This is a genomic window from Massilia sp. Root418, assembly GCF_001425265.1.
Taxonomy (GTDB): domain Bacteria; phylum Pseudomonadota; class Gammaproteobacteria; order Burkholderiales; family Burkholderiaceae_D; genus Rugamonas.
On the sequence record NZ_LMEC01000026.1, the window covers coordinates 206,660 to 231,678 of the forward strand.

Below are 25,019 nucleotides of genomic sequence, written 5' to 3' on the forward strand. Positions count from 1 at the left end.
TTTCGATAGAGGGGATCAGGGCTGCCAGCGCTGCAGCAGGTCGTCCGGCAGCACCGGACGGCTGTAGAAATAGCCTTGCGCCAGGTTGCAGCCGTGGCGCAGCAGGAAGGCCGCCTGCTCGTCCGTCTCCACGCCTTCGGCGATGACGGACAAATTCATGCTCTTGCCGAGCTGGATGATGGCGATGGCAATGGCCTCGTCGTTCACGTCGGTGGAGATATCCTTGATAAAGGAACGGTCGATCTTCAAGGTCTGCACCGGCATCTGCTTCAGGTAGGCCAGCGAAGAGTAGCCGGTGCCGAAATCGTCAATCGCCAGCCCCACGCCGATCGAGTGCAGGTCGTTGATGAAGACCAGCGCGTCGCCGGTGTTCATGATCACCGATTCAGTCACCTCCAGCTGCAGCCGGTGCGGCTCCAGTCCGGTCTCGCGCAGGATATCGCCCACCATGGAAGCGATGCTGCCGCGCTCGAACTGCTTGGCCGACAGGTTGACCGCCATCTTCGGCACCCACAAGCCGGCTTTCTGCCAGCGCACCATCTGCAGGCAGGCCTGGTACAGCACCCACTTGCCCAGCTGGTTGATGTAGCCGGTGTCCTCGGCCAGCGAAATAAAGCGGTTGGGCGGCACCAGGCCCAGTTCCGGATGGTTCCAGCGCACCAGCGCCTCCACCCCCACCAGGCGGCCGGTATCGATTTCCACCTGCGGCTGGTAATTCAGGAACATCTCGTCCTTTTCCAGCGAGCGGCGCAGGAAAGTTTCCAGGCGCAGGCGCTCCACGCCCTCGCCCGACATGGACGGCGCGTAGAAGCGGTAGCCGTTGCGGCCGCGCGCCTTGGCCTGGTACATGGCCACGTCGGCGTTCCGGATCAGCATATTCAGGTCGGTGGCATCGGCCGGGTACAGGCTGATGCCCACGCTGCAGGTGACGAACAGCTCGTGCCCGGCCACCATGAAGGGCTGCTCGAACATGCCGACCAGCTTCTCGGCCACCAGGCTGGCGCCGTACTGCCCGTCCACGTTCTCCAGCAGCACGATGAATTCGTCGCCGCCCAGGCGCGCCAGGGTATCGCCGTCGCGCAGCTTGCCCTGCAGCGCCTCGGCCACCTGCTTGAGCAGCTCGTCGCCGATGTGGTGGCCCAGGGTGTCGTTGACGTTCTTGAAGCGGTCCAGGTCGATGAACAGCAGCGCCAGCTGCTCATGCTCGCGCGCGGCGCGCTGCAGGGCGTGGTGCAGGCGGTCGTGGAACAGCAGGCGGTTCGGCAGTGCCGTGAGCGGATCGTGGTGGGCCAGGTGGTCCAGCTTTTCCTGCGACTGCTTGACCAGCGTGATGTCGCTGAACACGCACACGTAGTGGGTGGTGGTGCCGTGGGTGTCGCGCACCGCGCTCATGGTCAGCCATTCCAGGTACAGCTCGCCGGTCTTGCGCAGGCTCCAGATCTCGCCGCGCCAGAAGCCGGTGGTCTCCAGATCCTGCCACATGGTCTGGTAGAAGGCGTCCTCGTGGCGGCCGGAACGCGTCAGCGCGCGGTCCTTGCCCAGCGCTTCGGCCTCGCTGTAGCCGGTAATCTGGGTGAAGGCGGGATTCACGGCCACGATGGTGCCCTGCGCATCGATCACCATCACGCCGTCGGCGATGTGCTCCAACACCGTGGCCGACAGGCGCAGCTTTTCCTCGGCCTCCTTGCGCGCGGTCACGTCGGCGTAGACCCAGATGCTGCCTTCATTGGCGTGGCTCTGGTCGATGGCGCAGCCGCTCACCATGCACCAGAACAGCGAGCCGTCCTTGCGGCGGTAATGGCGCTCCTCGCTGAAATACTCGCCGGCAGACAGCGTTGGATACTGGCGCGCGCCGGCCGACTCGAAGTCGAAGGCGGTGGGGAACACGATGGCCGTGGAGGCGCCGGCCATGGCGCCCGGCTCGTAGCCGAACAGCTCCTCGCAGCGCCGGTTCACCGACACGATCTGGCGGTTGCGCACGAACATCACGCCGAACATCACATTGTCCAGGATGGCGCTCTGCTCGGCCAGCAGGGCCTCGATGCGCATTTCATTGTGCTTGCGCTGGCTGATGTCGGAGATGATGCCGTCCACCCAGGGCGCGCTGTCGCCCCGCTCGGACACCTGCGGCTGGCCGTTCTCGGCCACCCAGCGTTCGGTGCCGCTGGCGTCGATAATGCGGTACTCCACCGCGTACGGGCGGCCGTCGCGGATGGCCTGGCTCACCACGCGGCGCTGCATGCGGCGGTCCTCCGGGCAGATCAGGTTGGCCCATGAATGGCTGGTGCTGCGCATGAATTGCGCGGCCGAATAGCCGGAAATGTCCTCGATGGCGTCGCTCACGAAATCGACCGGGCCGTCCGGGCGGAAGCGGAACACCGCGCCCGGCACCTGGGTCACGATGGTGCGGAAGCGCTCCTCGCGCTGGCCGATGTCCTCGAACAGGTGCTTGATCGCCACCCGCATCTGCTCCAGCTGGCCGGACAGGCGTCCCAGCTCGTCGCTGCCGGTAGGTTCCAGCCGGGTTTCGAAGTCGCCGTGCGAGAGCCGGTCGGAAAAGCGCATCAGCTTGCGCAGCGGCTTGAGCAGGCGCTTATTCAAGAACAGCACGATCAGCAGCAGCGACACGGTCAGCTGCGCGGCCAGCACGAACACATAGGACAGCTGCTTCTCGCGCAGCTCCTGCTGGCTGCGGGCGTCGTCCATCTCCACCACGATGCGGCCGATTTTCTCGCCGCGCACCTGGATTTCGCGCTCGGCGCGGTAGACGTTGCCGATCTGCCGGCGCGGCGACTGCACGTTCATGAACTGGGTTTCGGCCTGACCGGTCACCTGCACCTGCAGCACCGAGCGGTCGCGCATGACCGATTCCACCAGCGAATGGGCCGATTCGGCGTTCATATTCCACAGTGACTCCTGCATGCCCAGTGCCAGGATGTCGGCATTGCGCTGCAGCGATTCGTTCAGCGCCATCTTGGCCGACTGCTGCTCATGCACGCCGATCAGCAGATAGCTGCCGATGATCGCAGGTATCACAAGGCCGCCAAACACCACCAGCAGCAGGGCGCCGTAGATGGAAAGGCCGTACAGCGCGCTCAAACGGGAACGCATCCTTCTGTATAAAGAACTAATCATTCACCACGGGGACTTGGGGCCGGCGCGTGTCGGCGCATTCAGGAATTTTTCATTTGCAACAATTATGCACGCAAACAAGCGTATCCGTCACCAGATTACACTGTGGCACAGCTATCGGCGCCAGCAAGAATGCGACAAGCTTGCTATCATCGCCACTTTCCAAGAGGAGCCCGCCATGACTTTTAACACCTACACCGCATCCATCCCCGTGTTCAAGCAGATCCTGAACAGTCTGCTGGCCATCCTCGACAAGGCCGATGCCCATGTAACCGAGAAGAAGCTGGACGCCAACGCGCTGTTGCAATTCCGCCTGTTCCCCGACATGCTGCCGTTCTCGCGCCAGATCCAGATCGCCACCGACTTCGCCAAGGGCGCCGGCGCGCGCCTGGCCGGCCAGGAAGTGCCGCCGTACGAAGACACCGAAAAGACGTTCGCCGAACTGAAGGCGCGCATCGCCAAGACCATCGCCTTCCTGGAAGGCCTGGACGCAGCCGACTTCGGCGGTGCCGAAGACCGCGCCATCACCACCGGCAGCGGCGAGAAGACCAAGCACTTCACCGGCACCACCTACCTGCTGCACTACGCGCTGCCGCACTTCTTCTTCCACGCCACCACCGCCTACGACATCCTGCGCCACAACGGCCTGGAAATCGGCAAGAAGGACTTCATCGGCAGCTACTGATCGGCAGCTACTGATCGGCAGCGATTGATCTGCCGCGCCGCGCGCCACCTCGTGCGCGCGGCGCTGATTCCTGTGGTAAGGTTGCCGATATCACAACTCACACCCGCAACCATGCCCACCCATCTGCTCATCAATGAAGCCGGCGTGCCGCAGGGCGCCGGCGCCCACACCAGCTTCGGCGGCCTGCCCAGCGTACCGGCCGGCTTTGCCTGGCCGGTCTGCCGCGAATGCGCAGGCCACATGCAATTCCTCGGCCAGCTGCGCACCAACCATCCGTCCTCGCCGCGCGACAAATTGCTGCTGCTGTTCAAGTGCGACAACGATCCGGGATGCTGCGACGAATGGGAAGCCGACAGCGGCGGCAATGCCGTGGTGGCAGTGCCCGCCGATGCCGGCCTGAGCCTGGCGGCACCGCCCCCGGGCGGCGCCGCCGTGCGCGCCACGCACCACGGCGCACGCATCGACACGCTGGACGGCGACTACGACGAGGCGCGCGAGGCATGGGACTCGGAAGGCCGGCGCGGGCGCGACATCCTGGGCCAGCTGGGCGGACAGCCAAGCTGGGTACAGGGCGAGGAAGTACCTCAGTGCAACGAATGCGGCCGGGACATGGCCTTCGTGGCGCAGCTCGAGGAAGGCCCGGACCACGCCACCAGCATGAATTTCTGCGGCGGCGGCTGCGCCTATGTGTTCGACTGCGGCTGCTCGCCCGCCTCGGCCAAGATGGTGATACAGGCCTGATCAGGTATTGCGGCGCGGGTAGCCCTGCGCCGTGATGCGCTGCCACACCGCTTCTTTCTCCTGGTCCGACATCGACACCCAGTGCGCCACCTCGATATAGGTGCGGCCGCAGCCGCGGCAGATGTCGTCGAAGGTGGTGGAGCAGACCGCCACGCAGGGCGTGTCAGGGCGCACGGGCGGCGCCGGCGCGGACGGCGCGGACGGCGCGGCCGCCTCGTGCACCGCCGCCGCCATGCGCTTCAGTTCCATCTCCGTCATTCCTTCACCCGAGGCTTCGGATCGCGCTGCGCATCGATCTCCAGCGCATCCCAGCCATCGTGGCCCAGCTTGCGCATGGTCTCGATATTCTTCTCGAAAATGTCTTCCGCCTCAGGGAAGGCCTCCACCGCGCGGTCCACGCTGTCCTCGCGCAGCAGGTGCAGGGTCGGGTACGGCGAACGGTTGGTATAGTTGTCGATATCGTTCTTGTCGGTGTCGGCGAACTGGTAGTCGGGATGGAAGCTGGCCACCTGCAGGATGCCGTCCAGGTCCATTTCCTCCAGCGCGGCATCGGCCACGTCCAGGAAATCGTTGTAGTCCTCGAAATCGTTGAGCACCTGGGGATGGATGATCAGGGTGGTGTCGATCTTCTCCGGGCTGGCCTCGGCCAGCAATTCCAGCTCCGCCATCAGCACTTCCATCAGCTCCTCGTCGGTGGATGCCTCCGTCACCACGTAGCGGATCTGGTTCTTGATGTGCACGGCCTTGGCGAAAGGACACAGATTGAGGCCGATAACGGCTTTTTCCAGCCATTTCTGGGTCAGGGCGATGACGGCGTCTTGGTCGGCGATGGGCTTGCTCATAGGTCTTTCCTTGTAAATGCTTGCGGCGAGGGCGCATTGTACGCACTCCGGCAAAATGCCGTCTACTTCCGTCAACGTCGATATATTTGCTGACATCATTACATCAAAGAAACTGTCATCCAGCGGACATTAGTTCTTGACTCAGCAGGTGCAACCTACGTACACTGCCCCATTATTCATGGTTCGTCCGTGTTTCTCGACGACAACAATGGAATACTATGCAAGCACGAATTAAGACATCCTTGCTGGCGGCGCTGATCACCCTGGCGCCCGCGGTCAGCCAGGCACTCGACGGCGCGGCAGCCTCGGCCACGCTCCCCCTGATTCCGCTGGCCACGCCCGCCACGGCCAAGCTGCCGACCACCGAACTGCTCCCCGTCTCCAAAGTTATCGCCAAGCCCGCCGTCAGCGAAGACGCGTTCAAGGAAACCGACGTCTGGGGCCGCATCCGTACCGGCTACGCCATTCCCGATATTAACAACGAACTGGTCCAGAAGCACGTCAGCTGGTACAGCGCCCGTCCGGACCACATGGCCCGCACCACCCAGCGCGCCTCGCGCTACCTGTTCCACGTGGTGACCGAACTGGAAAAACGCGGCATGCCGACCGAACTGGCGCTGCTGCCCTTCATTGAATCGGCCTTCAACCCGCAAGCCCTGTCCAGCGCCAACGCGGCCGGCATGTGGCAGTTCGTGCCCGGCACCGGCAAGGACTACAACCTGAAGCAGGACGCCTTCAAGGACGAGCGGCGCGGCATCCTGGCCTCGACCGACGCCGCCCTGAGCTATCTGCAGCGCCTGTACGACATGTTCGGCGACTGGCAACTGGCCCTGGCCGCCTACAACTGGGGCGAAGGCAATGTGCAGAAAGCCATCAAGCGCAACCAGGCGGCCGGCAAGCCCACCGATTTCGAGAGCCTGGCCGAGCTGATGCCCGCCGAGACCCGCAACTACGTGCCCAAACTGCAGGCGGTGAAGAACATCGTGGCCAATCCGGCCCAGTTCAGCCTGCATCTGCCGGTGATCGACAACCAGCCGTATTTTACCGCTGTCGACAAGACCAGCGACATCGACCTGGCCATTGCCGCCCAGCTGGCGGAAATGTCGGTGGACGAGTTCAAGGCGCTCAACCCGCAGTTCAACCGCCCCGTCATCACCGGCGGCGAGCAGACCCAGATCCTGCTGCCCAAGGCCAACGCCGAAAAGTTCAACCTGAACCTGGCGCAATGGGGCCGCGCGCTGTCGAGCTGGACCACGCACAAGATCACCAGCGCGCGCGAACGCATAGAAACGCTGGCATCGAAGTTCCACACCACGCCGGAAGTGATACGCCAGGCCAACAACATCCCGAGCAAATCGGTGCTCAAGGCCGGTTCCACCATCCTGGTGCCGAAAACCTCGTCCTCGCTGCATATGGACATCGCCCCCGAAGTGGCGGACAACGCCGTGGTGGCGTTCGAGGCCGACCGCGGCGGCAAGCGTTCCAGCAACTACAAGCAAGCCAAGGGCGGCACCGCCAAGGACGCGCCGGTCTCGCTGGTGAAAGCGCGCGTGCCGCGCGACGCCGCCGGCAAGAAGAAAACCAAGCAGAATTGAGCGGTGACGGGGCCCTAGGGCGGGTGAGCGCGCAGCGCGTCACCCGCCATGCAGGCCTCAAAAAGTTGCAGCAGCGGCAGCTACCCCCTACAATCTCGGTCTTACGGTATCGGGTCTCCCACCCATCACTAAAATAAACAACCCATACTGTCGCTAACGCCGCCTGCGGGTGCGCGTGCCATCGCAGCAGTAGCAATTGGAGTGAATATGGCGTTCTTGCAAGGCAAAAAAATCCTCATCACCGGCCTGCTGTCCAACCGGTCCATCGCATACGGCATCGCCAAGGCGTGCCAGCGCGAAGGCGCCGAACTGGCGTTCACCTACGTCGGCGAGCGCTTCAAAGACCGCATCACCGAGTTCGCCGCCGAATTCGGCAGCAAGCTGGTGTTCGATTGCGACGTCGGCAGCGATGAACAGATCGCGGCCCTGTTTGCCGACCTGGGCAAAGAATGGAGCCAGCTGGACGGCATGGTGCACGCCATCGGCTTCGCCCCGCGCGAAGCGATCGCCGGCGAATTCCTGGACGGCCTGACGCGTGAAAACTTCCGCATCGCCCACGACATCTCGGCCTACAGCTTCCCGGCCATGACCAAGGCCGCGCTGCCGCTGCTCAAGCCAGGCTCGTCGGTGCTGACGCTGTCCTACCTGGGCGCCGTGCGTGCGATTCCCTACTACAACACCATGGGTCTGGCCAAAGCCTCGCTGGAAGCGTCGGTACGCTACCTGGCGGAAAACCTGGGCCAGATGGGCATCCGCGCCAACGGCATTTCGGCCGGCCCGATCAAGACCCTGGCCGCGTCCGGCATCAAGGACTTCAGCAAGCTGCTCGGCTTTGCCGCCTCGCACGCCCCACTGCGCCGCAACGTGACGATTGAAGAAGTGGGCAACACCGCCGCCTTCATGCTGTCCGACCTGGCCTCCGGCATCACCGGCGAAATCACCTACGTCGACGGCGGCTTCTCGCACGTCATGGGCCTGAACGCCAGCGACTACCAATAAGTTGCCACCCGCCTCAGGCAGCCTGAGCCGCATTTTGCCTAAATTCGGGGTCAGACCCCCAAATTAGGCAAAATGCGGCTCAGTCCGCTTAGGGGCACTGCCGGTATGAGCGAACTTTCCGACGAAGCCTTGATGCTGCGCTACTGCGAAGGCGACCTGTCCGCCTTCCAGGAGCTGTACGGCCGCCATAGCCGCGGCCTGTACCGTTTTCTGAGCTGGCGCTCGCCGCGCCGGGACTGGGTCGATGAGATCGCCCAGGACAGCTGGTTCAGCCTGCACCAGGCGCGCGCCAGCTATACGCCGCAAGCCACTTTCCGCACTTTGCTGTACCAGATCGCACGCAACCGGCTGATCGACCTGCTGCGCCAGCCGCAAACGGCCGCCGAGGACGAGGCGCCCTGCCCGGCCGCCGACGCCGCCGGTGCGCCCGACGCGGCCATGGAGTCGCGCCAGCAGAACAGCGCGCTGCACGCGGCCATCCATGCGCTGCCCGCCGAACAAAAGGAAGCGCTTATACTGCAACAATTCAGCGGCATGTCGCTGGAGGAAATCGCGCAGCTGGTGGCGGCGCCGGTGGAAACCGTGAAGAGCCGCCTGCGCTACGCGATGAAGAAATTGCGCGAGCAGTATGCGCGGGAGGAACAGGCATGAGCGGCAAGGACCACGATCACATCGACGACGCGCAATTCGCAGCCTTCCTGCAAGGCGACGATGCGCTGTCGCGCGATCTGGCCGCGCTGGCGCAGCCGGCGCCGCCGCCTGCGCTGGACGCGGCCATCCAGGCCCGCATCGCTGCCGCGCTGGCCGCCGAGAAGCTGGCCGCCCTGCCCGCCGCCAATGACGCGGTTGCTGCGCCGCCTGTCCGTCCCGCTGCCCATCCTACGGCCGCTCCGGACAGCGCTGCGCCCGCTGCTCCGCGCTGGCAATCGCGCTGGCAGTTGCCTTTGGCGCTGGCGGCCGGCGTCGCCGCGATCTCGGTCGCCCTGCCTTTATGGCAGGCGCATGATCCGGTGACGGGGGCCATGGTGGCAGCGTCCCCCGCTGCACCGGCACCGGCACCGGCAGCGCCACCCGGCGCGGCGCCTGCCCTGCCCGAACCCGCCCCCGCCGTGGCGCTCCCCTCCGCGCCGGAGGGCAAGATCATCGCCGGCAGGCCTTCAGCCGGGCTTCCGGCCCCGTCGCCGAAGCGCGCGGGGACGAAGCGGTCGGCCGTGCCTGCCGCCCCATCGGCGGCGGCTCCTTCCACGCTGGCAGACATCGTGCTGGCCGAAGATGTAGGCAGCCCCCTGCCGCCGCCGCCCGGGAGCGCCATCCCTGCCAAGAACGAACCCAGGCTGGCCGACCAGCCGGCGCGGCCTGCGATGCCCGCGCCAGCCCCGATTGCACCGCCGGCACCGGCAGCGGCACCGGCACAGGCACGAGCCTCGGCACCGCAACGCGCCGCGCCGGGCGGCTCGGTTACTATCGTCACCGCCAACGCGAGCAATGTGCGCCCCGCGCAGCAGTACACCTTGCCGCAGCCGTCGACAGGCGCTTCGGGCGCCGGGATTTACTACCGCGCGCCCCCCGTGGCCGCAAATGCGGCACCTGAACAGGCACCGGCGCCGGCACCGCCTCCGCCGCCGCCCGCACCGCTGGCGTTCGCGCCGATGCCTTCCATCGCGCAGCCGGCGCCGGCCGCGCCGGCGCAAAATGTGTCCGTCACCGGATCGCGCATCCTGGCGCCGCATGAGCTGCAAGCCAAGGACTGGCTGCAAAAGATAGAAGAGCTGCTCCGCACAAACGAGCACGGAGCGGCCCAAGCCGAGTGGAAGAAGTTCCGCGCCGCCTACCCCGCCTACCCTGTGCCGGACACGGTGTCCGAACAGTTCCCGCCGCCGGAAAAGCCCTAGCGGAGCGCCGCCGGTTCCGTGAACCGGCGCATGCGCCCCGCCGCACACCAAAACAGATTTACTTTTCGGGCACTTCGAACTCCCCCATCAGCACCGAGTTACCGCGCCCGGTGAGGCGCACGGTGACCATGTCCTCTTTTGCATCCGGCGTGCCGAAGCCCGTGGTCAGGCGCAATTGCACGGTGGTGGCGCCGGCCACCAGCTGCTGCCGATGGCCAAAGAAGTTGGCATGCACCTGGTATTTGCCCGGCTTGGCTTTGCGCAGCGAGAATTCCTCGGGCCCGTAGCCGCCGGTGAAGTCGCGAGAGATGCGGCCACCTTGCGTGGTGCTCATCTGCGCGTAGTAGCAGCGCTCGCCGTTCGGGTCGGTGACCCACAGGTCCATATCGCTGTTGTCGGCGTCCCAGGCCAGCACGGCGCGCAAGTCGAGCGGCAGGTTTTTCAGCAGGCGCGAATCGATGCGGGCCGTGTCCACCGTGCCCTTGGGCGCGCCGGCGATGATGGCATTCATCTCGGCCAGCGCGATCAGTTCGATGTCGGCAAAACGGCCGTCCCAGGGGCGCAGCACCACTTCGTACAACTGCTCCACCGCCTGCTGGTGCTTGCCCAAGGCGGCGTAGGCCAGGCCCAGGTCGCGGTAGGATTGCGGCTCTTCCCCCGCCAACAGCAACACCTGCTCGAACACCGGCACCGCCAGCTGCGGCGCGCCGGCCTGCAACAGGCGGTAACCGAGGATGCGCAGCACGTGGCGGTTCTCCAGTTCCAGCTCGGCCAGGTTGGACAGCACGCGCAGGCCAAGGTCACGCTGGCCGCGCTCGAACAGCATGTCCGCCACGTCCAGGTAGAAGGCACTGCTGCCGCTCCACGATGGACGCTCGTCCAGGTACACCGCGTACAGCTGCTCATTGCTAGCGGCCTTCATACGCGCCACATAGGGTGCATTCGACGACCATCGCTTCATCGTGATGACGCCTGCGGCGCCCGGCGCTTCGCCCGCTTGCCCCACGACCATGCCGCCACTGGGCGCGGCTGACGGGGCCGAACGGTGGAACACTTGCGGACTGCCGGGCGCGAACCCTTGCGCCATGGGCGCCACGTTGCTGGCGTGGGCGACGATGGTCTGGCGCTGCGCAGTAGACGCCGACGCCGGGGCCGGCGGCGGCGGCGGCGGCGGCGCGGGTGCCATGGCAGGTGCGGGCATCGGCATCATGCGCGTGTCCTCTGCGACCACGCTGTCTCTTATTTCCGTGATACGGCTGCCCGTCACCTTCACCCCAACCACGCCGGGACGCGCATCGACCGGCGCCGGTTCCGCCACGGGCTTGGCAGGCGCGCGTTTGGAGAAGTCGGTGTTCCACCATGCCACCTTCTGCTGGAAGCGGCGCACCACATCGTCGAGCTGTTTGCCGCGCCGCTGCGCCAGCATGGCGCCATAGCGCGCCTTGGCCTTCTCGAACTCGGCCAGCAGCTCGGCCGGCGGGGTGACGTCGTACCGCACGTAATCGTCCATGCGCTCCAGCACGAGCAGCGAGGTTTCGCGCGTCGGCAGTCCGAATTGCGCGCCCAGGCGGCGGATGGCGCCGCGGTGCAGTTCGAAGTCCGCTTCCAGTTCGCGCAGCTTGTAGCCAGCCCACATGAGCGCCGCCTGCGGATGCACCGGCGCGCCGTCCGTCACCGCCAGCTTGATGTCGGCCGCTTTGCCCTGCTGCACCAGCGTGAAAGCCAGTTGCGCGGAGGGCTGCGTGAGCTTGCCGGCCACGCGCAGCATGCCTTGCCGCGCGCCCGACAGGTCCGCCAGCAGGTCCCTGGCGCCGTCGGCGCGCAGGTCCCGCAATTGCGGACCTTCCGTCAGCAGCATCTCGGCCGCCGCGCCGGGACGGTCGGCCTGCACCTGCACCAGCTGCCCGCCGCTGCGCTCGGCCAGTGCCGCCAGCCGGCCGGTGTCCGCGCTGGCCGAGGAGTTGAGCGCATACAGGCGCTGCCCCGCCGCCAGGGCCGGGAATTTGCTTGCGCCATAGTTGAGCAGCCCGTCGCTCAGCAGCAGGTACTCGCCCACGTCGGCCTGCGGCTGCCAGTCCGCCAGGGCGCTGCCGCCGTCGTACACGGTCGACTGCAGGGCCTTGCGCAAGGCGCTCCAGTCGCCCCGCTCCACCCGGTAGCTTGCCGCCGCCTCGGTACGGTCGCGCAGGCGCACCAGCCGCACCTCGGCCTGCCCCAGCGCCTTGAAGTAGCGGTCCAGCTCCGCCAGTTCCGCGTCTGTATTGCGGTTGGCGCCGGAGCCGGAACTGTCCCACAGCAGGCCCACCACCCTGGGCAGCTTGCGCGCCGTGCGCCGCGCCACCACCGGAATCTCGGCCACGAAATAGCGCTCGCCGGCGAGCTCCTGCAGGTAGGCCTGCGGCTGCGCACTGGCCGGCACGCGCAACACCAGCGCCGCGCCGCTTCCGGCACCGCCCGGCGCGAAGTCCTGCTTTGCCACCCGGGCATGGTAGCCGCTGCGCATGCCGCTGAAATTCACGTCGCCCAGCGCGCCACTGCTGCGCGGCGGCGCGCTGGCGCCGCTCACCCGCAGGTTCAGGTCGAAGTCCCGCACTCGCTCGCCGTAGGCCAGCGGCAGGCGGTAGATCCAGCCCGCGCCATCGCGCGCCAGCGTTTCCACGTATTTCAGCTCCACCGTGCGCGTGCCCTGCGCCGGGATCGGATAGACACGCAGGCGGAAGTTGTTGCCCTCGGTGCGCTCAAGCAGCCCCGGGTCAATGCCGCGCCGCTCCACCGCTTCCAGGATCTCGCGACCCCGGCTCTTCTCCACCGGCACGGCCGGCCGCAGCTTGCCGTCGATGTCGAGCGCGAAAGCGCTGATCTGCTGCCCTTCCTGCAGGGGGAAATGCAGCGTGCCCTCCAAGGCGCGCCCGTTAGGATTGAAAAACACCATGCGCACCGTGGTTTCAGCCATGCCGCCGCTCACGGCGCTGGCGATGTTCAGGCTTTGCAGGCGCACCGGCCGCTCGCCGTTCAGGGTTTCCATCAGCGGCGGCGTGGCCGCAAGCGCTGCGAGGGCCAGCGGCAGCAGCGCCAGCAACGCAAACAGTCTTTTCAACATACTTTTCTCCTGGTCCCGGACCGGCCGGTATCAGGAGTGAAACGAAACAGGCGGGGAAAAGGGGTTAAAGCGGGACAAAAATTATGTCCTCGCTAACGAAAAGACCAGATAAGCGTGCAGGAAAGCCGGAAATGCGTTATAGTAGCGGCTTGTGCGCTGCAACACGCAGTCGACACTTAGAATAACAGCAGCTACGCAAGCCTTAGCGCATCGTCCCGATGACGCTTATAAAGCCCCCCGCCTTGTGTGTCGAATAAGACACCGTCCCGGCGCAAAGCTTTTGTGCCGAAATTTCTAATCTGGTTTGTTAGAGTCATTTCGTTTGGTTGGCGTTGCTATTTTGCGTTCTGCGTTTTTGCATGAACGCTGATTTTTACGAAAGATAAGAATGACTTTTGAAGCACTTGGTATCAACACGTCCGTACTCAAAGCCCTGACCGACGCCGGCTACACCAAGCCTACGCCCGTACAGGAGCAAGCTGTGCCCGCCGCTATCGCAGGCAAGGATCTGTTGGTATCTTCCCAGACCGGTTCCGGCAAGACCGCAGCATTCATGCTGCCGTCGCTGACCCGTCTGGCCGCACTGCCGCCGGCTGCCGCCGGCAAGACCCCTAATCAGGAAATGCAAGCCGCCAAAGCGCGCGGCGAGCGTCCACGTTTCAAAGCTGCACAGCCAAAAATGCTGGTGTTGACCCCAACCCGCGAACTGGCCCTGCAAGTGACCACCAATACCGACAAGTATGCAGTGAACCTGCGTGGCATCAAGGCCGTGTCCATCCTGGGCGGTATGCCTTACCCTAAACAGATGCAACTGCTGTCGCGCAATCCGGAAATCCTGGTGGCGACCCCTGGCCGTCTGATCGACCATATGGAATCGGGCAAGATCGATTTCTCCCAGCTGCAAATCCTGGTGCTGGACGAAGCCGACCGCATGCTGGACATGGGCTTCATCGACGACATCGAGAAGATCGTTGCCGCCACCCCGGACAGCCGCCAGACCATGCTGTTCTCGGCCACCCTGGACGGCGTGGTGGGCAATATGGCCCGCCGCATCACCAAGGATCCGATGGTCATCCAGATCATCAGCGCCGCCAACAAGCACGAGAACATCTCGCAGCGCGTGCACTTCGTGGACGACCTGTCGCACAAGAACCGCCTGCTGGACCACCTGCTGCGCGACGAAACGCTGGACCAGGCAGTGGTGTTCACGGCCACCAAGCGTGACGCCGACACCATCGCCGACCGCCTGAACATCGCCGGTTTCTCAGCAGCGGCACTGCACGGCGATATGCACCAGGGCGCGCGCAACCGCACCCTGGACAGCATGCGCCGCGGCCAGGTGAAAGTGCTGGTGGCAACCGACGTCGCGGCCCGCGGCATCGACGTTCCGACCATCACCCACGTGTTCAACTACGACCTGCCGAAGTTCGCTGAAGATTATGTGCACCGCATCGGCCGTACCGGCCGTGCCGGCCGCAATGGCCTGGCGATCTCGCTGGTAAACCACGCCGAAGGCATGAACGTGAAGCGCATCGAGCGCTTCACCAAGCAGCTGATCCCGGTCACCACCATCGAAGGTTTCGAGCCTAAGCGCACCGCTCCTCCGCGTTCGGCTGCCCGTCCAGGCGGCTGGAAGCCGGGTGACAACCGTGGCGCCAAGCCAGGCCAGCGCAGCTTCAGCAAGCCGGGCGCACCGCGCAAGGAAGGCGGCGGCTACCCGCGTGAAGGCGGTTCGGGCGGCTACCCGCGCGAAGGCGCGAGCACCGGCGGCGGCTTCAACCGTGAAGGCGGCGGCTACAAGGGCGCCCGCACCGACGGCGCGCGCCGCAGCTACGGCGACCGTTAATCGGCGCTAGGCTCTGACGAAAAGCCACCGAAAAAAATCGGTGGCTTTTTTTTCGTCCCGGTCATATACTTGCGTACTCAAGCACTAATCAAACGATATTCAAGGAGTTATCGTGGAAAACATTACCGGCGACGCCGCCCTCGACTTCTGCCTGCGGCTGGCGCGCGCGCAAGCGGCCATGGTGCGCCGCCTGGACGCCGCGCTGGGTGGCCACTTCGGCCTGAGCTTCGGCGACTTCATGCTGCTGAACCACCTGGCCAGGGCGCCCGGCGGCCGCCTGCGCCGCGTGGACTTGGCCGAGCGCCAGGGCCTGACCGCGTCCGGCGTCACGCGCACCCTGCTGCCACTGGAGAAGAACGGCATGGTGGCGCGCCAGCCAGACCCGCGCGACGCGCGCGTCGGCTACGCCGTCATCACCTCCGCCGGGCACGAGATGCTGGACAACGCCATGGTGACGGCACGCGAAGTGAGCGCCGAACTGCTGCGCAATTCCGACCCGGCGCAGCTGGACGCGCTGGCCGCCGTGCTGGGCAGCGTGGCCGGCATGAACCTGACCAACAGCTGAGGGGCGCAGCCATGACGACACCCCGCCCTCCCCGCCCGCCGCGCTCCCCCATCCTGCGCGACAAAAACTTCCGCTGGCTGCTCAGCGGCGGCGTCATCTCCGGCTTCGGCGACCAGTTCACCATGATCGCCCTGCCCTGGCTGGTGCTCACCATGACCGGCGACCCGCTCGCGCTGGGCGCGGTAATCGCCATCATGAGCGTGCCGCGCGCCGTGTTCATGCTGGTGGGCGGCGCACTGGTGGACCGCTACTCGCCCCGGCGCGTGCTGATGCTGACCAAATACGCCAACGCGGCGCTGCTTGCCGCGCTGGCCTGGCTGGTGCTGTGCGCGCCGGCCCTGCTGTCGCTGCCGCTGCTGTACGCCCTGGCCCTGGGACTGGGCCTGGCGCAAGCGTTCTCTATCCCTTCCGGCACCTCCATCATGCCGCAGGTGGTGCCGCCCGAGCACCTGCAAGCGGCCAACGGCGCCATGATGGGCATGCGCCAGCTCACCATGCTGGCCGGGCCCGTGCTCGCCGCGCTGCTGATTGCCCTTGCAGGCGACGGCGGCGCCGCATCGCACGGCCCTGCAGCCAGTGCCGGCATCGCTGCGCATGGCAACGCCGCCAGCGCCGGCGCCGGCGGTCCGGCGGCTGGTGCGGCGCTGCATGCGCCGGCGGGCGCCCTGGGCATCGGCCTGGCATTCGCGTTCGACTGCTTCACTTTCCTGTTCACCGCCTGGACGCTGGCGCAGGTGCGCATGCGCGAAGGCGCCGCGGCGCCCGCCGGCCCGCCGCAGTCGATCTTTGCTTCGGTGGCCGAGGGCCTGCTGACGGTGTGGCGCGACGTCGCACTGCGCACCTGCTTCATCTACTGGTCAGTGGTGGCGGTGTTCGTCGGCGGTGCCATGCAGGTGGCGCTGCCGCTGCTGGCCAGCCGTAACCTGCACGGCGCCGCTTCGCTCGGCGTGCTGACCGGCGCGCACGGCACCGGCATGCTGCTCGGGATGGCGCTGTCCAGTGCCGGCATCTCGCTGCGCCTGGGCGGCTTCGGCGCGACCCTGCTGGCCATCGACGCCATTGTTGCGCTGCTGCTGGCGCCGCTGGGCGCCATCAGCGCCACCTGGCAGGGCGCCGCCCTGCTGCTGTTGGCCGGCACGCTGGCGGGCTTCATGCAGATTGCCGTGTTCACCTGGATCCAGGGCAGTGTGCCGCCGCGCATGCTGGGCCGCGCGATGAGCATCTTCATGTTCATCTTCATGGGCCTGGCGCCGCTGTCGGCGGCGGCGATCGGTGCACTGTTGAAGGTGGTGTCGCTGGCGCAGCTGTTTGCCGGCGGCAGCGTGCTGCTGCTGGCTGTGAGCGGGCTGGCCTGGGCGCTGACGCCGATGGCGGCGATTGGCGCGGACGGCGGGTTACGCGCGAAGCGCTAACCCGCCCTACGGTATGCTGCGGTATCGGCGCTGCGCGGCGTCGCGCTTTCGCCACGCTTTGGCCCCGGGGCGCGCCTTTTCGTACACAATGGGCGCATCACCCCCTGGAGAACAGCGCATGACGAAGCAGATTATGAACCATACTTTTCTCGCCACACTGGCGCTGCTGGGCGCAGGCGCCGCGCAGGCGGTGGACTGGAGCGACACCGCGCTGAGCTACCGCTACGGCACGCACTTCGCGGAGCCGTTCAATCCTGCGGACATCAAGAAGAATATCGTTAACCTGAGCCACGTGAACGGCTACGCCTACGGCAAGAACTTCATCAGCGCGGACCTGCTGCTGTCCGACAAGACCGATCCGAAAAGCGTGGGCTCGGACGATGGCGCGCGCGAGGTGTACGTGCTGTACCGCCATACGCTGGACCTGGGCAAGGTCACGGGCAGGAATTTCAAGATGGGGGCCATGCGCGGCCTGGGCTTCACGGCCGGCTTCGACTTCAACGTCAAGCACGACGCAGGCTATAACTCGCGCAAGCGCATGCTGGTGGCCGGTCCCACGCTCAACCTGGACGTGCCTGGCTTTCTCGACATTAGCCTGCTGGCCCTGTGGGAAAGCAATGCACCCTACAGCGGCTTCTCGAAAACCGCCACGCCGCGCTACGACTACGACGTGCACCCCATGCTGAACCTGGTGTGGGGCATTCCCTTCAACGCGGGCGTGCCGCTGTCCTTCGAAGGCTACGCCAACTTCATCGGCAACAAGGGCACCAACGAGTTCGGCGCGGCCACCAAGCCGGAAACCAACATTGACATGCAGGTCATGTACGACATGAGCGCGGCCGTGGGCGCGGCCAAGAACACCTTCAAGGTCGGCATCGAGTACCAGTTCTGGAAGAACAAGTTCGGCAACAGCGACAAGGGCAATCCTGGCGCCACCGCGCGCACCCCCATGGTACGCGCGGAGTACCACTTCTGAGCTAAGCCTGCGGTTCCACGTAGATGGCGCGGAAGTCGTTCACGTTGGTCAGCGTCGGTCCGCACACGACGGACGCGCCCAGCGCCTGGAAGAAGCCGTGGCCGTCGTTGTTGGCCAGGCTCAGGCGGGGGTTGATGCGCTGGCCCCACGCCTTTTCCAGCATGTCCGGCCCGATGATGGCGCCGGCGATCTCCTCCTGCCCGTCCACGCCGTCGGTGTCGCAGGCGATGGCGTAGATGCCGGGGTGCCCGTTCAGCGACACGCCCAGCGACAGCAGGAACTCCACGTTGCGCCCACCCCTGCCTTTGCCGCGTATCGTCACGGTTGTTTCGCCGCCGGAGAGCAGCACGCACGGCGCCTCGAACGGCTGCCCGCGCATGGCCACCTGGCGCGCAATGCCGGCCATGACGATGCCGACGTCGCGCGCCTCTCCCTCGATGCTGTCGCCCATGATGTAGGGCGTGATGCCGGCCTTGCGCGCCACCTCGGCCGCCGCCTCCAGCGCGATCTGCGGCGCGGTAATGAGGCGCACCTCGCTGCGCGCCAGGCGCGGATCGCCCGGCTTGATGCTCTCGCTGGCGCCTGATTCCAGCAACTGCGTCACCGCAGCCGGCACCGAGATGCCGTAGCGTTTCAGGATGTCCAGCGCGTCGGCGCAGGTGGTGGCGTCGGCGCAGGTGGGGCCGGACGCGATGTCGGCCGGGTTATCGCCCGGCACGTCGGAAATGAGCAGCGTTACCACGCGCGCCGGATGGCAGGCCGCCGCCAGCCGGCCGCCCTTGATGGCCGACAGGTGGCGCCGCACGCAGTTCATTTCGCCGATGGTGGCCCCGCTTTGCAGCAGCGCGCGGTTGATCTCCTGCTTCACCGCCAGGTCCAGCGCAGGGTGCGGCATCGGCAGCAGCGCCGAGCCGCCGCCCGATATCAGGCAGATCACCAGGTCGTCCGCCGTCAGCCCCTGCACCATGGCCAGGATGCGGCGCGCCGCTTCCTGGCCCTTGGCGTCCGGCACCGGGTGCGCCGCTTCGGCGATCTCGATGCGCAGGCACGGCACGGCGTAGCCGTAGCGCGTGACCACCAGCCCGCTCAGCTCCCCCGGCCAGTGCTGCTCCAGCACGCGCGCCATCTCGGCCGACGCCTTGCCGGCGCCGATCACCAGGGTGCGCCCGCGCGGCGGCTCGGGCAGGTGCGCGGGCAGGCAAAGCGAGGGCTGCGCCGCCGCCACGGCGGCGTCGAACATGCTGCGCAATAAAGTGGCTTGGAATGTCATGGGGTCCCCGGGCTTATTCAGGCAGCTTGGCGCCGATCTGGTAGTTTGCCATGATCTCCAGCGCGCGCACCAGCGCGGAATGGTCCCAGGCCTTGCCGCCGTGCGCCGAGCAGGTGTTGAACAGCTCCTGCGCCGTGGCGGTGTTGGGCAGGCTCACGCCGATGGCGCGCGCGCTGCTCAGCGCCAGGTTCAGGTCCTTCTGGTGCAGTTCGATGCGGAAGCCGGGATCGAAGGTGCGCTTGATCATGCGTTCGCCGTGCACCTCCAGGATGCGCGACGCGGCGAAACCGCCCATCAGCGCCTGGCGCACCTTGCCCGGATCGGCGCCCATGCGCGAGGCGAACAGCAGGGCCTCGCCCACCGCCTCGATGTTCAGCGCGACGATGATCTGGTTGGCCACCTTGGTGGTCTGGCCGTCGCCGTTGCCGCCCACCAGCGTGATGTTCTTGCCCATCAGTTCAAACAGCGGCTTGACCGCATTGAACGCCGCCTCGCTGCCGCCCACCATGATGGTCAGCGTGGCGGCCTTGGCGCCCACTTCGCCGCCGGACACCGGAGCATCCAGGTATTCGCAGCCCAGTTCATTGATGCGGGCCGCGAACTTCTTGGTTTCAATCGGCGAAATGGAGCTCATGTCCACCACCGTCTTGCCGGCGCTCAGACCCTGCGCCACGCCGCCTTCGCCGAACAGCACCTCGGCCACCTGCGGCGTGTCCGGCACCATCAGGATGATCACGTCGGCCTGCTGCGCCACTTCCGCGCTGCTGGCGCAGGCCACCGCGCCCAGTTCCACCAGCTCCGGCGGCAGCGGCTTGCGCTGCAAGACGAACAGCTCGTGCCCGCCCTTCAGCAGATTCGCCGCCATCGGCGCGCCCATGATGCCCAGGCCAATAAAGCCAACCTTACTCATATCCTTGCTCCTTTGTGGATGGGCCGCGCTCAGGCGGCATTCTTGAATTTTCCTGCCAGCGCTTCGGCGCCGCGCGCCAGCAAGCCGATGTCGCTGCCTACTGCAGTGTAGGTGCAACCGGCCGCGATGTAACGGCGCGCCAGCGCCTCGTCCCCCATCAGCACGCCAGCGGCCTTGCCGGTGGCAACGATGCGGCGCACCGCGCCCTCGATGGCGGCCACCACGTCCGGGTGTTTCAAGTTGGCCAGGTGGCCCATGGAGGCGGCCAGGTCGCCGGGGCCGATGAAGATGCCGTCCACGCCCTCCACGGCGGCGATTTCCTCGATGTTGGCAATTGCCTCCGGCGTTTCCACCTGCAGCAGCACGCAAATATCGTCGCTGCTGGTGGCCCAGTAATCGGCCACGCGGCCATAGTCCGAGGCGCGCGCCGCGGTGGAAAACCCGCGCACGCCGTGCGGCGGATAGCGCGTGGCGGCGACCGCCTGGCGCGCCTCCTCGGCGTTCTGCACAAAAGGAATCAGCAGCGTTTGCGCGCCCACGTCGAGCAGGCGCTTGATCACCACGGTGTCGTTCCACGGCGGGCGCACGATGGGCTGGGCCGTGCCTTGCGCAATCGCCTGCAGCTGGGAGTGCACCATGGGCAGCTCATTGGGCGAGTGCTCCATGTCCAGCAGCAGCCAGTCGAAGCCCGCATTGGCCAGCACCTCCACCGTGACATTGCTCGACAGCCCAGACCACAGGCCGATTTGCAGGGTGCCGCCCTTGAGGGTCCGCTTGAAATGGTTGATGCGTTTGCTCATGCCACTGCTCCTGTAAAGGTTGGTGATATTTATACAAACAACAAGTGATCAGTCGTCGTACGACTTATTGGAGTATATGCTGCGATGCGAAAAAAATGCAAGCCTGGACCAGGCTTGACGGTTTAATGAGATTGGCTTCCCCCCCTGTCCAGCGGCATATGGCGCGCCAAACCCAAGAGGCATTGATGAACGCTCACCTGATTTTCCGATCCGCTACCGCGGCCCGCTGCAGGCCTTACGCGAATTCCTGGGCGTCTGCCTGCCTCCGCCACTGCCATGGCCGCCCGGCTAGACGCATGAAGCCACCGTCCTGGCGCCGGACCTCACATTAGCGCCCCGTAGTCAGTAGAATGGAGCTCTTTTCAAGTTCGGTGCACAAGCATGGAAACCAAATGGCTGGAAGACTTCATCTCGCTGGCCGAGACCAATAACTTCAGCCGCTCCGCCTCGCAGCGGCACGTGACGCAGCCGGCCTTCTCGCGCCGCATCCAGTCGCTGGAAAACTGGCTCGGCACCGACCTGGTGGACCGCACCTCCTACCCCACCCGCCTGACCCCGGCCGGCCTGGTGTTCTACGAGCAGGCGCTGGAGATGCTGGGCCAGATCAACGGCGTGCGCGAGCTGCTGCGCAACAAGCGCGCAGCCGCCATGAACAGCATCGACCTGGCCGTGCCGCACACGCTGTCGCTCACCTTTATCCCCAAATGGATCACGCAGCTCGAGACGGACTTCGCGCCCATCAACAGCCGCCTGATGGCGCTCAACGTGCACGACGCCGTGCTGCAGCTGGTCGAAGGCGGCTGCGACCTGCTGCTGTGCTACCACCATCCGCGCCAGCCGGTGCAGCTCGACCCGGGCCGCTACGACATGCTGGTGCTGGGCCGCGAGGCGTTGCGCGCCTACGCCCGCTGCGACAAGACGCGCACGCCGGAATTCACCCTGCCCGGCACCAAGCAGCATCCGCTGCCCTTCCTGTCCTACACCAACAACGCCTATCTCGGCCGCATGGTGGAGCTGATCCTGGCCGACACCAAGACCGCGCTGCACCTGGAGAACCACTACGAGACCGACATGGCCGAAGGCCTGAAGATGATGGCGCTGGAAGGCCGCGGCATTGCCTTCCTGCCCGAATCGGCGGTCACGCGCGAGCTCAAACAGAAGCTGCTGGCGCCCGCCGACGGCGGCGTGCAGGACTGGGCCATCGAGATGGAGATCCGCCTGTACCGCGAGCGCCCGTCGCCTTCGCGGCCCGGCAAATTCATCGTTTCGCGGCTGTGGGACTACCTCGAAAGCCAGCAGAATTCGTCCCGCAAACGCAGCCGCGTGACCGCCTCCGAACGTTGATCTTTACCTAACGATTTGAACGTTATGCATTTTTTGCATGGGCGGATGCGCATACAGCATTAGCCGCCCTGCAGGGCTCCAGCCTATGATTCGCTTCGCTAACGCACCGCCACAAGCACCGCGACCAACGAAGCAAATAATCGAAAACAGGAGCCAACAGCATGACTACCCAACACGCACTGCCGTCCTACCTCAATCCAGAAGATCTTGGCCCATGGGGCCAGTACCTGCAGCAGATCGACCGCGTTACGCCGCACCTGGGCAGCCTGTCGCGCTGGGTGGAAACGCTGAAGCGCCCCAAGCGCATCCTGACCGTTGACGTGCCGATCGAGCGCGACGACGGCTCCATCGCCCACTACGAAGGCTACCGCGTGCAGCACAACATGTCGCGCGGCCCCGGCAAGGGCGGCGTGCGCTTCCACCAGGACGTGACCCTGTCCGAAGTGATGGCCTTGTCGGCGTGGATGACCGTGAAGAACGCGGCCGTGAACGTGCCGTACGGCGGCGCCAAGGGCGGCATCCGCGTGGATCCCAAGACCCTGTCGCGTGGCGAACTGCAGCGCCTGACCCGCCGCTACACCAGCGAAATCAGCCTGATCATCGGCCCTAACAAAGACATCCCTGCGCCGGACGTAAACACCAATGAACAGGTGATGGCATGGATGATGGACTCCTACGCCATGATCGAAGGTAACCTGTCCACCGGCGTGGTGACCGGCAAGCCGATCTCGCTGGGCGGTTCGCTGGGCCGCCGCGAAGCAACCGGCCGCGGCGTGTTCGTGGTCGGCCAGGCTGCAGCTGCCAAGCGCGGCGTGGCCATCCAGGGTGCGCGTGTTGCCATCCAGGGCTTCGGCAACGTCGGCGGCGTAGCGGCAACCATGTTCGCCGATGCGGGCGCCAAAGTCATCGCCGTGCAGGACCATACCGGCACCGTGGTGCACTCGAATGGCCTGGACGTGGCACAACTGCACAAGCACGTAGCGGAAACGGGCGGCGTAAAAGGCTTCCCCGGCATCGAACAGTTCATGGACCGCGACGCGTTCTGGGGCATTGAATCGGACATCCTGATTCCGGCCGCGCTGGAACAGCAGATCACCGCCGCCAACGCGCCGCTGATCCGCACCAAGATCATCCTCGAAGGCGCTAACGGCCCAACCACGCCGGAAGCTGACGACATCCTGTCCGACAAGGACATCCTGATCGTTCCGGACGTGCTGGCCAATGCCGGCGGCGTTACCGTGTCCTACTTTGAGTGGGTGCAGGACTTCTCCTCCTTCTTCTGGAGCGAGGACGAAATCAACGCACGCCTGACGCGCATCATGCAGGAAGCCTTCAACGCGGTATGGGAAGTCTCGCAAGACAAGAAGGTAACGCTGCGCACCGCAACCTTCATCCTGGCCTGCACCCGCGTGCTGCAAGCGCGTGAAGTACGCGGCCTGTACCCTTGATCAACGCGCTGACTAAGTGAAATCCACAGGCTGGAAGCGCACCGCGCACGCGGATAGTATTGGTAATATCAGTTATTAGCCGCATTCAGTCATCATCACGCCTGCCCTGGCTTATGCTCGGGCAGGCGTTTTTCGCATATACAAAGGATTGGTTTCATGAGTACTTTCGAACAAAAGGCACTGGACTATCACAAGGCAGGCGGCCCGGGCAAAATCGCCATCGCCGTCACCAAGAGCGTCGCCAGCCAGGACGACCTGTCGCTGGCCTACTCGCCCGGCGTGGCAATCCCCTGCGTTGAAATCCAGCGCGACCCGGCGCTGGCCTATGAATACACCGCCAAAGGCAACCTGGTGGCCGTGATCACCAACGGCACCGCCGTGCTGGGCCTGGGCAATATCGGCGCGCTGGCCGGCAAGCCCGTCATGGAAGGCAAAGTGGTGCTGTTCAAGAAGTTCGCCGGCATCGACTCCTTCGACATCGAAATCGACGAAACCGATCCGGACAAGCTGGTGGACATCATCGCCGCCCTGCACCCGACCTTCGGCGGCATCAACCTGGAAGACATCAAGGCGCCGGAGTGCTTCTACATCGAGCGCAAGCTGCGCGAGCGGCTGTCGATCCCGGTGTTCCACGACGACCAGCACGGCACCGCCATCGTGGTCGGCTCCGGCCTGCTGAACGCCGTTGAAATGACCGGCCGCGATATTGCCGACATCAAGATCGTCTGCTCCGGCGCCGGCGCTGCCGCCATCGCCTGCCTGGACCTGATCCTGTCGCTGGGCGCGCGCCGCGAAAACATCTTCGTCTGCGACAGCAAGGGCGTGCTGACCACCGCGCGCGACCTGGACGGCGAGAAAAAAGCCTGGGCGCGCGACACGCCCGCCACCAGGCTTTCGCAAGTGATCGAAGGCGCGGACGTGTTCCTGGGCCTGTCCGGTCCCGGCCTGCTGTCGCAGGCGGATGTGAAGTCGATGGCCAGGCAGCCGATTATTTTCGCGCTGGCCAATCCTGAGCCGGAGCTGCGCCCCGAGCTGGTGCGCGAAGTGGCGCCGGACGCCATCATCGCCACCGGCCGCTCGGACTATCCGAACCAGATCAACAACGCGCTGTGCTTCCCCTACCTGTTCCGCGCCGCGCTGGACTCGGGTGCAAGCACTATCAACCAGGAAATGAAGATCGCCTGCGTGGTGGCGCTGGCCGGCATGGCCCGCAGCGACGAGCGCTTCGGCAAGGACTACGTGGTGCCGGGCCTGCTGGACCCGCGCCTGCTGGTCGGCGTGACGCCGAAGATCGCGCAAGCGGCCTTCCGCAGCGGCGTGGCGCGCAAAGAGCTGGACGTGGAGGCGTACGCCGCGCACCTGGCCAAGCTGGGCCAGTCGCTGATTTGATGCATTGGCGGGTTACGCCGCTGCGCGGCTAACCCGCCCTACGAGAGTCAGCCCACGCATTCGGCATCACCGG

Annotated in this window: 20 protein-coding genes; 13 read left to right on the top strand and 7 right to left on the bottom strand. The window is 65.7% G+C overall.

Features of this window, described 5'->3' with window-relative positions:
• Positions 1 to 15 precede the first annotated feature (15 nt).
• Positions 16 to 3,135: an EAL domain-containing protein gene (locus ASC94_RS29445; RefSeq protein WP_056404731.1), complete on the bottom strand. Its 3,120-nt coding sequence runs from the start codon at positions 3,133 to 3,135 to the stop codon at positions 16 to 18.
• Positions 3,136 to 3,310: 175 nt separating this feature from the next.
• Between ASC94_RS29445 and ASC94_RS29450 the strand changes: the two genes are divergently transcribed.
• Together ASC94_RS29450 and ASC94_RS29455 are read left to right on the top strand one after the other, a co-directional pair.
• The gene (locus ASC94_RS29450) at positions 3,311 to 3,817 is read left to right on the top strand and encodes a DUF1993 family protein (RefSeq protein ID WP_056405413.1); all 507 of its coding nucleotides are present in this window, start codon (positions 3,311 to 3,313) and stop codon (positions 3,815 to 3,817) included.
• Positions 3,818 to 3,928: 111 nt separating this feature from the next.
• Positions 3,929 to 4,558 carry a hypothetical protein gene (locus ASC94_RS29455; RefSeq protein WP_200955851.1) on the top strand — a complete coding sequence of 210 codons (630 nt, stop codon included), beginning with the start codon at positions 3,929 to 3,931 and terminating at the stop codon, positions 4,556 to 4,558.
• On the opposite strand, the gene ASC94_RS29460 is transcribed toward ASC94_RS29455, so the two are convergent.
• Both ASC94_RS29460 and ASC94_RS29465 read right to left on the bottom strand, forming a co-directional pair.
• Positions 4,559 to 4,792, bottom strand: a complete 234-nt coding sequence (locus ASC94_RS29460) for a DUF1289 domain-containing protein (protein WP_056405416.1) — start codon at positions 4,790 to 4,792, stop codon at positions 4,559 to 4,561.
• Positions 4,793 to 4,812: 20 nt separating this feature from the next.
• Positions 4,813 to 5,400, bottom strand: a complete 588-nt coding sequence (locus tag ASC94_RS29465) for a DUF1415 domain-containing protein (protein ID WP_056404733.1) — start codon at positions 5,398 to 5,400, stop codon at positions 4,813 to 4,815.
• A gap of 218 nt (positions 5,401 to 5,618) precedes the next feature.
• Here ASC94_RS29465 and ASC94_RS29470 point away from each other — a divergent pair, with 218 nt between their 5' ends.
• The 4 genes from ASC94_RS29470 to ASC94_RS29485 all read left to right on the top strand — a co-directional run bounded on the left by ASC94_RS29470 (position 5,619) and on the right by ASC94_RS29485 (position 9,886).
• Positions 5,619 to 6,995, top strand: coding sequence for a transglycosylase SLT domain-containing protein (locus ASC94_RS29470; RefSeq protein WP_056404735.1), 1,377 nt, complete (start codon positions 5,619 to 5,621; stop codon positions 6,993 to 6,995).
• A gap of 207 nt (positions 6,996 to 7,202) precedes the next feature.
• A complete protein-coding gene (gene fabI, locus ASC94_RS29475; protein ID WP_056404737.1) occupies positions 7,203 to 7,994 on the top strand; it encodes an enoyl-ACP reductase FabI in 792 nt (263 codons plus the stop codon).
• A gap of 105 nt (positions 7,995 to 8,099) precedes the next feature.
• The gene (locus ASC94_RS29480) at positions 8,100 to 8,645 is read left to right on the top strand and encodes a sigma-70 family RNA polymerase sigma factor (protein WP_229417447.1); all 546 of its coding nucleotides are present in this window, start codon (positions 8,100 to 8,102) and stop codon (positions 8,643 to 8,645) included.
• The gene (locus ASC94_RS29485) at positions 8,642 to 9,886 is read left to right on the top strand and encodes a hypothetical protein (protein ID WP_056404739.1); all 1,245 of its coding nucleotides are present in this window, start codon (positions 8,642 to 8,644) and stop codon (positions 9,884 to 9,886) included. Before ASC94_RS29480 ends, ASC94_RS29485 begins: the two co-directional genes overlap by 4 nt.
• 58 nt (positions 9,887 to 9,944) lie before the next feature.
• Here the strand turns inward: ASC94_RS29485 and ASC94_RS34105 are convergent, their stop codons facing one another.
• Complete coding sequence (locus tag ASC94_RS34105; RefSeq protein WP_056404742.1) at positions 9,945 to 12,986, bottom strand: VIT domain-containing protein; 3,042 nt, start codon at positions 12,984 to 12,986, stop codon at positions 9,945 to 9,947.
• A gap of 388 nt (positions 12,987 to 13,374) precedes the next feature.
• Between ASC94_RS34105 and ASC94_RS29495 the strand changes: the two genes are divergently transcribed.
• The 4 genes from ASC94_RS29495 (at position 13,375) to ASC94_RS29510 (ending at position 17,785) form a co-directional block, all read left to right on the top strand.
• Positions 13,375 to 14,832 (top strand): DEAD/DEAH box helicase, encoded by a 1,458-nt coding sequence (locus ASC94_RS29495; RefSeq protein WP_056404744.1) that lies wholly within the window; start codon positions 13,375 to 13,377, stop codon positions 14,830 to 14,832.
• A gap of 112 nt (positions 14,833 to 14,944) precedes the next feature.
• A complete protein-coding gene (locus ASC94_RS29500) occupies positions 14,945 to 15,397 on the top strand; it encodes a MarR family winged helix-turn-helix transcriptional regulator (protein ID WP_307718857.1) in 453 nt (150 codons plus the stop codon).
• An 11-nt stretch (positions 15,398 to 15,408) separates the two neighbouring features.
• On the top strand, positions 15,409 to 16,809 hold the full coding sequence (locus ASC94_RS29505; protein WP_056404746.1) for an MFS transporter: 1,401 nt from the start codon (positions 15,409 to 15,411) through the stop codon (positions 16,807 to 16,809).
• Positions 16,810 to 16,927: 118 nt separating this feature from the next.
• Entirely contained in the window at positions 16,928 to 17,785 is an 858-nt protein-coding gene (locus ASC94_RS29510; RefSeq protein WP_056404748.1) for a hypothetical protein, read from the top strand.
• Position 17,786: 1 nt separating this feature from the next.
• On the opposite strand, the gene ASC94_RS29515 is transcribed toward ASC94_RS29510, so the two are convergent.
• From ASC94_RS29515 to ASC94_RS29525, 3 genes are read right to left on the bottom strand one after another with little or no spacing between them, the layout of a single operon-like run.
• On the bottom strand, positions 17,787 to 19,055 hold the full coding sequence (locus ASC94_RS29515) for a glycerate kinase (RefSeq protein ID WP_056404750.1): 1,269 nt from the start codon (positions 19,053 to 19,055) through the stop codon (positions 17,787 to 17,789).
• Between the two features lie 13 nt (positions 19,056 to 19,068).
• Entirely contained in the window at positions 19,069 to 19,998 is a 930-nt protein-coding gene (glxR, locus tag ASC94_RS29520) for a 2-hydroxy-3-oxopropionate reductase (RefSeq protein WP_373888147.1), read from the bottom strand.
• Positions 19,995 to 20,765, bottom strand: a complete 771-nt coding sequence (locus ASC94_RS29525; protein WP_056404754.1) for an aldolase/citrate lyase family protein — start codon at positions 20,763 to 20,765, stop codon at positions 19,995 to 19,997. Before ASC94_RS29525 ends, glxR begins: the two co-directional genes overlap by 4 nt.
• Before the next feature lie 381 nt (positions 20,766 to 21,146).
• Here ASC94_RS29525 and ASC94_RS29530 point away from each other — a divergent pair, with 381 nt between their 5' ends.
• The 3 genes from ASC94_RS29530 to ASC94_RS29540 all read left to right on the top strand — a co-directional run bounded on the left by ASC94_RS29530 (position 21,147) and on the right by ASC94_RS29540 (position 24,946).
• A complete protein-coding gene (locus ASC94_RS29530) occupies positions 21,147 to 22,109 on the top strand; it encodes a LysR family transcriptional regulator (RefSeq protein ID WP_056404756.1) in 963 nt (320 codons plus the stop codon).
• 161 nt (positions 22,110 to 22,270) lie between these two features.
• Complete coding sequence (locus ASC94_RS29535; protein ID WP_056404758.1) at positions 22,271 to 23,557, top strand: Glu/Leu/Phe/Val dehydrogenase; 1,287 nt, start codon at positions 22,271 to 22,273, stop codon at positions 23,555 to 23,557.
• A gap of 156 nt (positions 23,558 to 23,713) precedes the next feature.
• Positions 23,714 to 24,946: a malic enzyme-like NAD(P)-binding protein gene (locus tag ASC94_RS29540; protein ID WP_056404760.1), complete on the top strand. Its 1,233-nt coding sequence runs from the start codon at positions 23,714 to 23,716 to the stop codon at positions 24,944 to 24,946.
• The last annotated feature ends 73 nt before the right edge of the window (positions 24,947 to 25,019 follow it).